Origin of the sequence: Caulobacter vibrioides (assembly GCF_002310375.3) — a bacterium.
Lineage (GTDB): Bacteria > Pseudomonadota > Alphaproteobacteria > Caulobacterales > Caulobacteraceae > Caulobacter > Caulobacter vibrioides_D.
In genome coordinates, this window is record NZ_CP023315.3 from 3,537,226 (window position 1) to 3,549,082 (window position 11,857).

An 11,857-nucleotide genomic window follows, 5' to 3' on the forward strand; every position below is an offset into this window, starting at 1 on the left:
TCAACCTCCGTTCAATCTGGGGCGGATGCCGAACTTCGACTGGAACGCGCTGTCCATCGAGCCGTCGAACATCTCGCGCTTGCCTTTGGAGACCCGGCTGTCGATCAGTTCGACCAGGTCAATGTCCAGACGCCGACCGCCCGCGCCATCGTCACGCTCGGTCGCCGTGGCTTGCAGAGGCATCGGCGCGTTGTTGTTCAGCGAGACGGAGACAGGCCGCTCGCCGCCGTGACGCGAGGACACGGAGCTATCGGCGATCTCGCGCGCCGTCCGCGCCGCGTCCATGACGTAGCTGTCCCTCGAGAAGGCCGCGATACGCTCGAAGCCTTGCTCATGGATTGGCCGGACATCGCCGCGATAGACCGGGCCACCACCCGCACGACCCTTGCTGAGTTGCGCCACCAGGTTCGCGCCGCCGAGATCCGCAGCCGACGCCGCCGAGATCCGAGGCGCGCCAAGAGCCCCACCCAAGGCCGTACCCACGCCGCTGATCAGGGTGTTCAAGAAACCCCCGCCACCGCCGCCGTTGACGCTGCGCATCAGCGCGTCGACCATCGGCTTGATGACCAGCATCTGGATCACGACGTGCTCCAGTGAAGCCACGATCATCTTGCCGACATCGGCGAAGACATCGCCCAAGGTCCCGGCATTGAGGGTTGCATCGACGATGCCGTCGTTCAGCATTTTGAAGCCATCGACCGCGACAGCCTGCAGACTCTCCTTCACCTCGGCATTGGTTCGCACCAGCCGGTCGGCATAGCTTTCCAGCGGCCCCATCGTGCCGCGCTCGACCGATCCACGCTGAGCGTCGAACAGACGCTGCTGATCATTCCGGCGAGCGTCCTTCCAGGCCTCGTCATGCGCGCCGTCGGCGGCGAGAGCCCGCTCCAGCTCGGCCTTGGCGATCTTCTGCTGGCTTTCCAGGATCTCCAGCTCGATCGCGCGGCGCTCCTCGGCGGTCCGCGCGCCGGCCGAAGCCAGGCCGAGAAGCTGCTGGGTCACCTCCGCCAGAGCCTTTTCGTCCGCCAGGCGTCGCTGCTGCGTATCGTCGAACGCGCGCCGCTGGAGCACTTCACGCTCAGCCGCATAGGCGTCCGCTTCCGCCCGCTTCAGCTCGGCGACCTTCAGCTTGTCCAGCCGGCCCTCGGCCGCGTCACGGTCGATTTCCGCCATGCGGCGCGCCTGAGCGTCATCCAGGGCCGCCAGCTCGGTTTCGAGCATCTGCTCCAGCGTGCCAGCATATTGGCGTTGCGCCGCCAGCTCGCGCGCGTCTGCGGCGGCGATGGCCGACGTGGTGCGCGCTGACGCTTCAAGAGCCCGCTTCCGCTCACGCTGAGCATTGGCGGCCGCGCGCGCCGCGTCCTCCTCGGCGCCAACCGAACCAAGCTGACCGGTTCCCTTTGGACGATCACCTTGCTTGGAGCCGTCTGCACCAGATCGACGGTCCGCAACCGCGCCGCCATCGTCGGCAGGGAAATCCTTGGCGTCGCCATAGAACTGGTCGAGGTACAGCTTGTTGAAGCCCAGCTTCTCCAGAGAGCCCTTGCTGATGCCCTGGAAGAAGTCCTCGACCTTGTTCAGAAACTTCCAAGTGACCTCGAACGAGAGCTTTACGGAAGGCCGGCTCGCAATCCAGTCGTCGATCAACGACTTGAGAGACGTCAGCTCCTGAGCGAACTGACCAGCGCTCTTTGCACCATCGACCATCGCCCCACTCATCGACACCAGCAGCGGAGCCGCCTCGATCAGGGCTGTGTTGAGCTGCACATCAATAACCTGCTTAAGATCTTCAAGCTGATCCGCAGCATCCCCAGCCTTGGCGATGACCTCGTCACTCATCACCCAACCGAGGTCACGGGCGCGCTGGAAAAGCTCGGCCATGCCATCCGCACCCTCCCGCAAGAGGGGGATCATCGGACCTAGCCCAAGCTTCTCGGCGATTGCCTGACGCTGACGCTCGTTGCCCAGGTTGGCGACGCGCTCGGCCACCGCGCGCAGAGCCTCGTCGACATCCTTGAACGACTTGATGTCCTGTCGCGAGAAGCCAAGCTGCTTGAATGCGGCGAGTGACTTTTTATAGCCCGCTTCGGCCAAGCCGAGCGTCTTGGTAAAGCCACCGATTGCGGCGTCAGCGTCACCGGCCTCACCGCCCACCTTGATCATCGCGAAGCGGTATTCTTGCAACATGCCAGCGCCTACGCCGAGCTTCTGCGAAGCGTCGCCGATCGCATCGCCGTAGGCGACAGCGCCCTCGATCGCCGTCTTTGCATAGCCGGCCGCCAAGCCGAGAGCCGCTGCGCCCGCCGATATGAAGAGACCGTACTTGCCGAAGGACTCCGCAACGCTGCCGAACGCACCAGTGCTCGCTGCTAGATCATCGACCTTATCCTTGACGGCGCCGACACCGCGCGACACCGCAACAAGGTGGGGCGGCAGAGCCGAAGCCTCCCGACGCATTTCTTTGAAGGATTTCGCGCCCTTTGCACCGAAATCTTCAATACCGCGGGTGGCGGCCTGACCGCCCTCAAGGCCGAGGCGGACGGCGACATCAATCGTCATCTTCGGAAGTCTCCGGAACGCCCTTACGCGCGCCAACCTCTAGAGCGGCGAGCAGAGGACGAACTTGGTTCCAGGGCGCCAGGGCCGGATCGTGGATTACTTGACAGGCCGGCCAATCGAGCGACGGCCTTCGATCCTTGAAGCGAGGATGTGCGGGTTGCCGCCACGCCCCCGCCTGCCCAGCGATCGCAAACGCCGCCCGCTCGGCACTATGGATCGGCCGGTTCGCATCTTCAGGGCAGCCCGTCGTTTCGCGACAAGGCCGCCCCATCTGCCGACATCCGCGACAGTGTTCGCCGCCACCGCCGAACAGATACTCAGCGAGGGCGGCTACTCTTTTTTTGACTTGATCAAACCGTCCGATGCGGCGTCGACCGCCTGGCGAAACAGCGTCAGGTTACCCTCTAGCCGCAGCAGCGGGGCAAGGACTGCGCGCGTGGGCGCACTAGATCCGTTTGACGACCTGATCGCACTGACGATTTCGACCGCCAGCTCGCTGTACAGCATGTGCGCGAACGCGATCTCCCACGTATCGCTGTCTTCAATGACATCCCGCACATCGCTGCCCGACCATCCATAGGTCTCAGCAGCCTTTACGATCGCATCACGCCCCTCGACGACACGCGCGACCCTTGAACGAGCTTTTGACCAGTCAGGGCTTTCGGGGGGGCGAAGGGTGAGCACGACGCCGAGATTGAGGTTGACGTCGCGCGGAGCGTCGTCAACCTCAAGCCCGAGATCCGCCAGAGCCTCTTTGTCAGCCTTGCGCATGGATCAGTACGACGCCACGCCGTTGCCCAGCTCGATCGTGACGGCCGGCGTATCGGCGTCCTGCGAAGCGCCGAAGTTAAAGCTCGCCGAGGTCTGACCGCCGCCCGAAACTTCACGCTGCGGCTTGCTGACTTGGACGCCGGCCGTCGCGATGCGGAAGAAACGGTTCTCCTCATCGTCAGGATGGGTCGCCTCCAGCGTCAGGACGCCGACATCGTCGGTGTCGGCGAAGTCGCGGAACGCCTTGCCCTGGCCATAGAGGCGGAAGCTGCCACTCGGATCGATTTCGCCGAAATGGTGGAATGACGGCCACTCGTCACCGTCCAGACCGTTCACGCGCTCGACACCGAGGTTGAGATTGACGTCGATATTCAGGGCCGTGCCGATCGCGACATCATTCCACAGCACGCGCCAACGCCAGTCGGAAAAGTCATCCGCCGCCGCAGCAGCAGCGACCGTACCGGCCGGCCAGGCTTCGCCCTCGACCTCGCCAAGGCCAACCATCGTCATGTTGAAGCGTGCAGCCTGGTCGGTCTTCGCCGCAGAGATCGACAGCTCGGCGACGGCGGCTCCGATATCGGTCGAGACATCGCCGGTTTCCCAAAGGTGCGACAGGCTCAGGGTCTGGGTCGGATTGCCGCCCGACGTGAAGGCATGGACGTAATCGCCATTGGCGCCGGTCGGCGCCGCACGCGCCATAGCCGCCGAAAGCCAGTATCCAGCCTCCGTCAGGTTGATCGGCGTCGTACGACGCAGAGACCCGCCCGGCAGACCCTTACGGCGCTTGGTGGCGTCACGCGCGTTGTTCATGGCCAGGCCGAGCTGGTCATCTTTCACCAGCGGACGATCCATGCCGGCGGTGAGCGTGTAGAAGCGCACGGGCTTCCAGCCCGAGGTCGCAAGAACGCCAGCCGTCGCCTCAAAGGCCAAACGGGTCTGGACGGCGCGGCCGCGCGATTGCGACTGCAAGATGGTGGCGGTCATGAGCGAGGCTCCAGGGTCAGGACTTAGAGGTCGATGACACGGCCAGCGATGGCGATGTCGGTTTCAGTGGCGGCGCGGGCGTCTTGCCTGGCGATCAGGGCGGAGATGGCCGTCGGCGCGCCCCGCACGACGCCACCGCGGCGAACGCCGTTCGTCGCCCGCAACAGCACGGCATGGGCCGCCGCAGGTGCGACGCCGACGGTCGGGGCCGGGACGTTCGGAAAGGCTTGAGACTTGCCTTCCGCTTCAGGCGCGGCTTCGTGCTCGGCTTCCGCCGATTTGGCAATCTTGGTCATGGATAACCTCAGTCGATCGGAGAATGACCCGCGTAGGTGACGCGGACGGGGATGACGACAGCCGAAGACTTGGCGTCGTAGGCGAAGCGATGGTTCTCGAAATTCGGCGGCCCGATGACCAGCGCGCGCGCGAGGCCACCCAGGGTACGATCGGCATGCAAGGCCGTCTGGATCGCCGCCAGACCCGCGCTGAAGCGAGCGGCGCGATGACCATCATCCGCGCGCCGCACGATATACTCCACATGGTAGACCTGAGCGAACTCGACCTCGACCAGATCCTCGCCCAGGCCGAGCACCTCGTTGAGGATTTGCGGCGGCGCAGGAGCCTTGACGACGTTGAGCCACTCGCCGCCCCAGTCCTCGCTGAGGGCCTCGCCGTTGCGAACCACGACGTCGGGAAAGGCTAGCGCGAGGGCCGCGACGATTGCGCCCTGACCCGTGATGATCTTGCTCAAGTTCCCCATCCATTCTTGTCTTGCCAGTCGGCCAGCGCCGCGCCGTACAAGCCGGCAGGACCCGACGCCGTAATAGGACGCCCCCAGTCATCGACCATCATCGCGGGCATTTCGCGCCAGTCCCTGGAGGCCTGGGTATCGGTGGACAGGCGTTTCCGGAGGTTGCTTTCCACGCGCCCAGCAAAGCTGCGACGCATCTCGGGCACCTGCTTTGGCCAATCCAGGCGGTGCGTCAGATGCACATCCGGGACCAGCCAGAACATCGGGATGTCGACCTGGTTCTTCTGGTTCAGCGGCGTGAAATAGTTTTCCGTCCCGGTCGCCCGACGCCGGGTGAGACGGGTGACGCCGCCGTCCGCTGTCGCTCGTCCCCGGGCGACCAGCATCAGGCCGCCGCCCTTCAAGGCGACTACCCGCATCGGCCCATAGCGGCGCTCGATCTCCTCGGTGCGCTTCTGACCGCGCTTTATCCGCAGAGCGTCAGCAGGGCTTCCCTCTATAGGAATCGCGATGAAGGGCTTGCCCTTGATCGGCTCCGCTCGGGTGAAGGCGTCAATGATGTGCGCCGCCTTGCTGTACAAAAAGACGGCAGGCGCGTAGCTGAGGCCCTTGGCGGGCTTGAAATCCATTCGCCAAGCATTGGCCAGGCCTTCGCCTAGCCCTGCTTGCTTGACCTCCGCACGCAGCCATTCGAGATCCGCGCGCCCTTCCTCATAGGCAGCATCGCGGATGCCGGTGAGGAGCTGGACCTTCGTCCGCGCCGCCCAGGCCTCTAGATCACCCTTGAGCGCCAGCTCAATGCGAAAATCACGGAACAACGTCTTCCCGATCGGGCATCGCCAGCGGCCCCCAGAGGAACCGGCCACCCGGCTTCGGCTTCATGTCTTCGGACAACCGCTTGACGCAGAGCACGCCCAGCTCGTCGCGATAGCGCACCCACCAGGTCTTTCCCGGCCGAGCGAGCGCTGTCACCGGCTGATAGTCAGCGGCGTCGAGATGCACAGCGTCGGCGATGACGCCCGTGCGGCTGACAAACCCGTCTATCGTCTCCTCGACCCAGTCACGCCGCACCGCGCCGCGAACCGTGCGCCAGCCGCCCGAGGGCGGGCAGACTTCCAGATCGGACCAGAGGTGATCGCGAACGGCGTTCGCGACGCGGGCGGCGTGCTCAGGTCGCATCAGAGATGCACGATCTCTTGCCGAGCGTTTTCAACCTCGGCGACCGTGGCTTGCCGGATCTTGCCCGCGGCAAGCCACTTGGCGGCCTTAGTCGCGCCGACCGTGATGATCCGCCCCCGCGCCAGATCCTCGATCTTCGAGGTCTGCAACACGTAGTGACCATCAGCGGGACGCGACGCCGTGCGACGGGGCGCGGGCGCGCCGGCCTCCGAAAGCTTGGCGTCCAGCTCGGTGATGACATCGCGCGCCGACGCCAGATCGCGGCCGCGCTCAGCGACGAGATCGCCAAGACGAACGACCTCCTGCTTCAGCTCGCCGATCGCAGTCGCGCCGGCCGATAGCGCTTCGTCGCGCTCCTTGGTCACAGTTTCAAGCTTGGAGGTCAGCTCGCCGATCTCGGCCTGCAGAGTCTCGACGTGAGCGTTGGCAGCGGCCAAAGCGACGCCTGGATCAGCCTGATCCGCCAACAGATCGGGCGCGTCGGACTTGCCGCCCGAGCCCTTGTCGGCCGCCATCAGGGCCATGGCGGACACCGCCGCCATCATGTGAAGCGAGCGCATGCTTCGCCTCCTTCAGAAAAGGTGAAAAGACCCGCCGCCCGGATTGCCGGGCGGCGGCAGGCGGGAGGAAGCGTTAGCCGGGATCGGCGGCGGAGCTGGCCTTGAACAGCACCTCGGGACGGGTGCAGATGTTCAGCGGGTTCGACTGCGCCTCGAGGTCGATCTGCTTCTCGCCGGTCTTATCCAGCGAGGCCATGGCGTAGCGCGGCAGGCCGATCCGGTTGACGGCGCTGAACCAAGGCGCCGGCGCGAACACCGTCTGGAACAGCTTGGGCACGCCCAGCGGAATGAAGCGGGCTTCATCCGGAGCGATCTCGACATCGCCGTAGCCGGGATACTGCTCGAACACCGCGCCGCCATAGCGGAAGATGTCCAGAGCGTCGCTGCCGCGCAGATCGGCCGCTTCCTGCTGCGCCAGATAGGTTTCGCGCATTTCGGGATGGTTCGAGGCGTCGCGGAAGAAATCCTCGCCGCACATGATGTGGACGCCTCGCACGGCGCTGTTCTTCAGAGCGCGCCGCATGTTGTTCTTCACGTCGCCGATCAGGCCGCGAATGCGACCGCCGTCGGCTTCAGCCCAGGCGGCGCCCAGATCGAAGTAGACCGTGTCCGGCTCGGCGATGCCGAACTCGTCGAAGTAGTCGTAGATGACCGAACCATCGGCATCGAGCACCACGCCCTGGATGGCGCCGAGGCGGTGATATTCCAGGGTGTTGTCCAGCGACATCGCCATGTTCTGGTTCTTCTCGCCGCGAACCTGCTGCACGCCGACCAGGTCGCTTTCCGAACCGAAGGCGCGAACGTCCTGGACTTCATCGGCCAGGATCTCGTCAGTGACCGAGATGTGCGGGATGCGGAACTCGCGACCTTCGCGCTTGTTGGTCGACATCGGCGTACCGGGCGCACCGCGCGGGCTGGTCGGCACGATCTGGAGCGTCGAGCCCTTCTTCTCGATGAAGATCGACGTCGTTCGCACGCCGCGCTCTTCGAAGATGCCCAGCTCGGCGAAGCGCTGCGGAGGCGTTTCGCTTTCGTTGATGGCGGCAGTCAGGTCCATCATGGTGAACAGGCTGCTGCGGAACACGTTGACCAAGGACATGGTCGAACCTTTCTGTGAAATGTGGGTCTTGGCCGACGCGGTCCCGCGAGGCCGATGGATGGCAGGCCCGCCTTAGCGGGCCTTGACGCCCTGGGTTCGCAGGCTGGCCAGGGCGGCGTTCTTCTGGTTGGTGGTGTGACCGTTCCACGCCAGGAGGGCGGCCTTGACCTCGCAGTTGAGGTTGTGGACGACGGCTTTCTGGGTCACGCCGACGGCGGTCTTCACGGGCGCGAACAGGATCGCGGTAGCGACCTGGGTGCCATCGGTCGCCGCAGGATCATGAGGCTTGTACTGACCTTCGTTGACGTGCGCCGCGTCCGCGACCAGCATCGTCCAGGCGTCGCCGGCGACGTAGTCGGTCGCGCCATCCGGGAAGGTCCCGCTGAGGCCGCCGATATTGAAGGCCGCGCCGACGACGCCATGCCCGATATCGACACCGCCGGGATCGGAGATCACGAACGACCCGGCGTTGGCGGCCGGTTCGATGATCCGCATCTTGTAGGCCCCGATCGGCGTGCCGACCGCGACTGTGATGGTCGGCGCCGCGCCGTTGCCGGTATTGCCAGCCTCGGCCGTGAGCGTGGCGGTGAGAGCGCCGATCGTCACCTGCCCCAGAACCTGCCCAGCCAGCAGATCCTGGTTGGGCGCGATGACGATGGTGTCTCGGCTCAGCGCACCGGGCGCTTCCGAGATGATGTGTTCGCCGGCAGAGCGGCGTTCGGTCATGACGGACATGACGCGGTCTCCTCAAGAGGGGCCGGATAGCCGGCGATTTTTCGGGGGAGGATTGCGAGCGAACCCGGCTCGCAACGGGTCGGGACGCCTAGCGCCCGCTCGGGCGCTAGGCGGCGCGCGAGGTCGACGCCTTACGGCGGCGATAGATGGCCTCAGGATCGAGGCGCTTGGTCAGAGCGGCGTCGAGCGTGCCGCCGCTCGGAGCCAGGTTCGGGTCGCGAACACGATCGGCGAGGCCGGTCTCCTTGCCCGCCGAAGCCAGCAGCTCCTTGGCGGCCGCAACCGTCATGCCCGGTTGGAAGGCCAGCTTCTTGGCCAGCTTCTCGCGACCACGCGCTTCAGGCAGGTCGAGCACAGCCTGGGCGACCTTGGCGTTGACCTTGGCGGCCGGCTCGTCTTCGCCGCCTTCAGCCTCGGCCTCATCCTCGACCTCGGTGTCATCGGCCTGGTCTTCGCCCTCGGGCGCAGCGTCTTCGCCATCTTCGGGCATTTCGGCCATGGCGGCCCGGATCTGATCATTGTTGAGGCCGGCCTTTTTCAAGCCAGCCAGGACTTCACTGCGCTTCACGTCAGTCTCCTTCGCGGGGGATAGAGCCCCGGGCGCCTTGGCGGGCGGGGCAGGGGAAATCGGGGTCGCAAGCGAGGCCTTCAGGGCCTCAAACGCCTCGCGCTCGGTCATCACGGCGTCGATCAGCCCGACCTTGAGCGCCGAATAGGCCGGATCGTCGCTGTCGCCGTAGAAGCAGCCGGCCTGGGTGCCGATCACGACCTCTTCGGTCAGGTTTTCGCGGCCCTTGAGCACGTCGGCGACGAACCAGCGGCCGCACTGCTGCACATCCGCGTTCAAATCAGTCTTCGCCGTCTCCGAGAGCGGCTCGTCCCAAGCGCCATCGGTCTTTTTCAGGCCGAACTTGAACTTGGTGATGGTGAGACCGTCGGCAGAGAGACCCTTGCTCGCCTCACAGTGGCCAATGACCGCGCCGATCGATCCGACGCCGCTCTCGCGGGCGGCGACAACATGATCACCTTGGGCGACGATCCAGTACGCCGCCGAATAGGCCCGCTCGCAGAAAAACCAGATGGGCTTGCCGCCCGCCTTGGCGCGATTTTCTCGAAGAAACTTGGCGAGCTGCGGCAAACCAGCAGCGGCAATACCGCCATTGCAGCGGATGCGCCCAAAGACAGCCCGCACATTCGCGTCGGCGGCCATCTCCTCGAACGCCATCAGCAGGGTGTCATAGCCGTGATACCAGCAGTCGCCCCAGCCAAAGCCCTCTTCCATCAGCGGGCCATCGACTTCAATGACACCGACGCCATCCTTCAGCGCCCAGCCAAAGCCGATGTGCTCAGGCTCACCCATCCAGCGCGGCAGGGCGACCATCGGCTCGGTGACGCACGCGCCATCGTGCTCGGCGGAAGCCTCGGCGCGGAAAAGGCGGCGCGCGCCGCCGATGAACGCCGATAGAGCCGAACGCCGTTCGCCGGTCGCCACCACGCCCAGCATCTGGGCATAGGGCAGCACCGAGCTTTCGAGCATCAGCAATGGTCGGCCGGTCAGCTCGGCCGCCAGAAGAGCGGGATTGCGCATTTGAGGTGTCCCTAGGGGTTTGGCTTGTCGTCTTCAGACGTGCCCCGCATCGCCATCATGGCGGCCAGGGCGGGAGGGGTCAGACCAGCGTCGTGCCACATCCCCTTTTGACGCTTCAGGCCCGCGAGGTTCAGGTCGAAGTCGATACCCTGCTCGGCCGCGACATCTTCCCAGTTGTTGAAGCCCGCCTCGACTTGCAGGATCGCACCGGCGGGCTCCTTGACCGGATCGACCCAGCCCCGTGCCGGACCCAGCCAACGGCCGCGCAGATAGGCGGCGGGACGCTCATAGAGGTCCTCCCAGGTCGCACCGTTGGGAAGTTCGATCTTGCCTTGGTCGATGCCATCCTCGGTGACGGCGAGCAGCCACGGCGTAGCCACCATCATCGCCACCATCGAGCGCTGGCGTTGGATGCCGCGCCAGACCTCGATCAGCGCCGCGCGCGCCGAGGAATAGTTCACCTTCGACCAGTCCATGGCGATCTGCTCGTAGGTGATGCCCAGCGACGAGGCGATCGACCGCAGGAAGACGGTCGTAAAGCTTTCGAACGCGACCGTTTCACGCGGCGTCGTGAGGAACTTCAGCTCGTCGCCCGGGAACAGGTGCTGGATCCTCGCACCGGCAAGGCGCGGATCGGCGGTCTCGTAGAATTTTTGCCGCAGATCCTGGTAGCCGGCGGTCGCCGACGACATCAGGTGATCTTGAGCGACGGCCGGATCGAAGCTTGAAACGATCGTCCCCGCGAACAGAGAGTTGATCGTGCTGTTGGCCAGCTCGTTGTCAGTGAGCCGCGACGCACCCTTGAAGCGCGCCAGCCCAGCCACCAGACGGGAGACACCGCGCGACTGGCCAGGCCGACGCTTTTCGAACAGGTGAGTGACCTTGGGCCGACCGTACGGCTCGTTGCGCTCGACCCGCTCCCAAGTCATGGACTTAGATGTCGAGCCTAGAACATCACCAGGGTGGGCGTTGCGGAAGTGGTAGGCGATCGGGGCGTTGTAGCGGTCCTTCTCGACGCCACCGCGAATATGATCATCGTCAGCGACGCCATTGGGGTTGGATAGACGGTCGCTGTCCAGGACCTGGACGCAGGTTCGGAAACCCCAGCCCGGCCGCTCGCGCATGCGCAAAACAGAGACACCGTCGCCCGTGACCTCCGCCTCCATCACTTGAAGGTAGAGCAGCCATGATGCGGTCAGTGTGTCCTCAGCGTCGCACCGACACAGCGGATCTTCACCCCAGAGCCGGTAGTTGCTTTCGATCTGCGACCCGAGCGTTTGAGCCTGTTCTTCGGTGATGCCCAAGGCTTGCGCATCAGGCCGGATAATCGGCCGCCAGCCCGCGCCGACCAGCATGTCAAGTTTGCGATCGACGCCGCCCTGAGCCCAGGGCTCGTTCTGCATCAGCTCGCGCGTGCGCGCGACCGCCAGGTCTCGTGACCAGAGCCAACTCGCGTCGGCCGATTGCTGCGACGGCAGCCATCCGCCGACATCCTGACCACGCGTCTGGCCGGCCTTGTAGCCGACATTGAACGACAGGTCGGTGCCCTCGCGGTTAGCCATGGCGCGGACGGCGGCGCCGATCCCTTGCGGAAGCGGGGAGCCCGTCGGGCCGAGAAGTTGCCGATCCAT

General features: G+C 65.2%; 12 protein-coding genes. All 12 read right to left on the reverse strand.

Features of this window, described 5'->3' with window-relative positions:
• The 12 genes from CA606_RS16635 to CA606_RS16690 all read right to left on the reverse strand — a co-directional run bounded on the left by CA606_RS16635 (position 1) and on the right by CA606_RS16690 (position 11,857).
• Entirely contained in the window at positions 1–2,559 is a 2,559-nt protein-coding gene (locus CA606_RS16635; protein ID WP_096053519.1) for a hypothetical protein, read from the reverse strand.
• 330 nt (positions 2,560–2,889) lie between these two features.
• A complete protein-coding gene (locus CA606_RS16640) occupies positions 2,890–3,330 on the reverse strand; it encodes a hypothetical protein (protein WP_096053518.1) in 441 nt (146 codons plus the stop codon).
• A gap of 3 nt (positions 3,331–3,333) precedes the next feature.
• A complete protein-coding gene (locus CA606_RS16645) occupies positions 3,334–4,314 on the reverse strand; it encodes a hypothetical protein (RefSeq protein WP_096053517.1) in 981 nt (326 codons plus the stop codon).
• A 23-nt stretch (positions 4,315–4,337) separates the two neighbouring features.
• Positions 4,338–4,610 (reverse strand): hypothetical protein, encoded by a 273-nt coding sequence (locus CA606_RS16650; RefSeq protein WP_096053516.1) that lies wholly within the window; start codon positions 4,608–4,610, stop codon positions 4,338–4,340.
• A gap of 8 nt (positions 4,611–4,618) precedes the next feature.
• Positions 4,619–5,065, reverse strand: a complete 447-nt coding sequence (locus CA606_RS16655; RefSeq protein WP_181242647.1) for a hypothetical protein — start codon at positions 5,063–5,065, stop codon at positions 4,619–4,621.
• Entirely contained in the window at positions 5,062–5,883 is an 822-nt protein-coding gene (locus CA606_RS16660; protein WP_096053514.1) for a DUF6441 family protein, read from the reverse strand. The genes CA606_RS16655 and CA606_RS16660 overlap by 4 nt, the downstream gene beginning before the upstream one ends.
• Positions 5,873–6,244, reverse strand: a complete 372-nt coding sequence (locus CA606_RS16665) for a hypothetical protein (protein WP_096053513.1) — start codon at positions 6,242–6,244, stop codon at positions 5,873–5,875. Before CA606_RS16665 ends, CA606_RS16660 begins: the two co-directional genes overlap by 11 nt.
• Positions 6,244–6,804, reverse strand: coding sequence for a hypothetical protein (locus CA606_RS16670; protein WP_096053512.1), 561 nt, complete (start codon positions 6,802–6,804; stop codon positions 6,244–6,246). The genes CA606_RS16665 and CA606_RS16670 overlap by 1 nt, the downstream gene beginning before the upstream one ends.
• A 73-nt stretch (positions 6,805–6,877) precedes the next feature.
• Entirely contained in the window at positions 6,878–7,903 is a 1,026-nt protein-coding gene (locus tag CA606_RS16675; protein ID WP_096053511.1) for a major capsid protein, read from the reverse strand.
• 72 nt (positions 7,904–7,975) lie between these two features.
• Entirely contained in the window at positions 7,976–8,638 is a 663-nt protein-coding gene (locus CA606_RS16680; RefSeq protein ID WP_096053510.1) for a head decoration protein, read from the reverse strand.
• A 106-nt stretch (positions 8,639–8,744) separates the two neighbouring features.
• A complete protein-coding gene (locus tag CA606_RS16685) occupies positions 8,745–10,226 on the reverse strand; it encodes a S49 family peptidase (RefSeq protein ID WP_096053509.1) in 1,482 nt (493 codons plus the stop codon).
• An 11-nt stretch (positions 10,227–10,237) separates the two neighbouring features.
• Positions 10,238–11,857, reverse strand: coding sequence for a phage portal protein (locus CA606_RS16690; protein WP_096053508.1), 1,620 nt, complete (start codon positions 11,855–11,857; stop codon positions 10,238–10,240).

Excerpts from the sequence above, each read along its gene's own strand:
- CA606_RS16685 (WP_096053509.1), bottom strand. The coding sequence starts at position 10,226 with ATGCGCAATCCCGCTCTTCTGGCGGCCGAGCTGACCGGCCGACCATTG.
- CA606_RS16650 (WP_096053516.1), bottom strand. The coding sequence starts at position 4,610 with ATGACCAAGATTGCCAAATCGGCGGAAGCCGAGCACGAAGCCGCGCCT.
- CA606_RS16690 (WP_096053508.1), bottom strand. The coding sequence starts at position 11,857 with ATGGATCGGCAACTTCTCGGCCCGACGGGCTCCCCGCTTCCGCAAGGG.
- CA606_RS16680 (WP_096053510.1), bottom strand. The coding sequence starts at position 8,638 with ATGTCCGTCATGACCGAACGCCGCTCTGCCGGCGAACACATCATCTCG.
- CA606_RS16640 (WP_096053518.1), bottom strand. The coding sequence starts at position 3,330 with ATGCGCAAGGCTGACAAAGAGGCTCTGGCGGATCTCGGGCTTGAGGTT.
- CA606_RS16645 (WP_096053517.1), bottom strand. The coding sequence starts at position 4,314 with ATGACCGCCACCATCTTGCAGTCGCAATCGCGCGGCCGCGCCGTCCAG.
- CA606_RS16675 (WP_096053511.1), bottom strand. The coding sequence starts at position 7,903 with ATGTCCTTGGTCAACGTGTTCCGCAGCAGCCTGTTCACCATGATGGAC.
- CA606_RS16665 (WP_096053513.1), bottom strand. The coding sequence starts at position 6,244 with ATGCGACCTGAGCACGCCGCCCGCGTCGCGAACGCCGTTCGCGATCAC.
- CA606_RS16635 (WP_096053519.1), bottom strand. The coding sequence starts at position 2,559 with ATGACGATTGATGTCGCCGTCCGCCTCGGCCTTGAGGGCGGTCAGGCC.
- CA606_RS16670 (WP_096053512.1), bottom strand. The coding sequence starts at position 6,804 with ATGCGCTCGCTTCACATGATGGCGGCGGTGTCCGCCATGGCCCTGATG.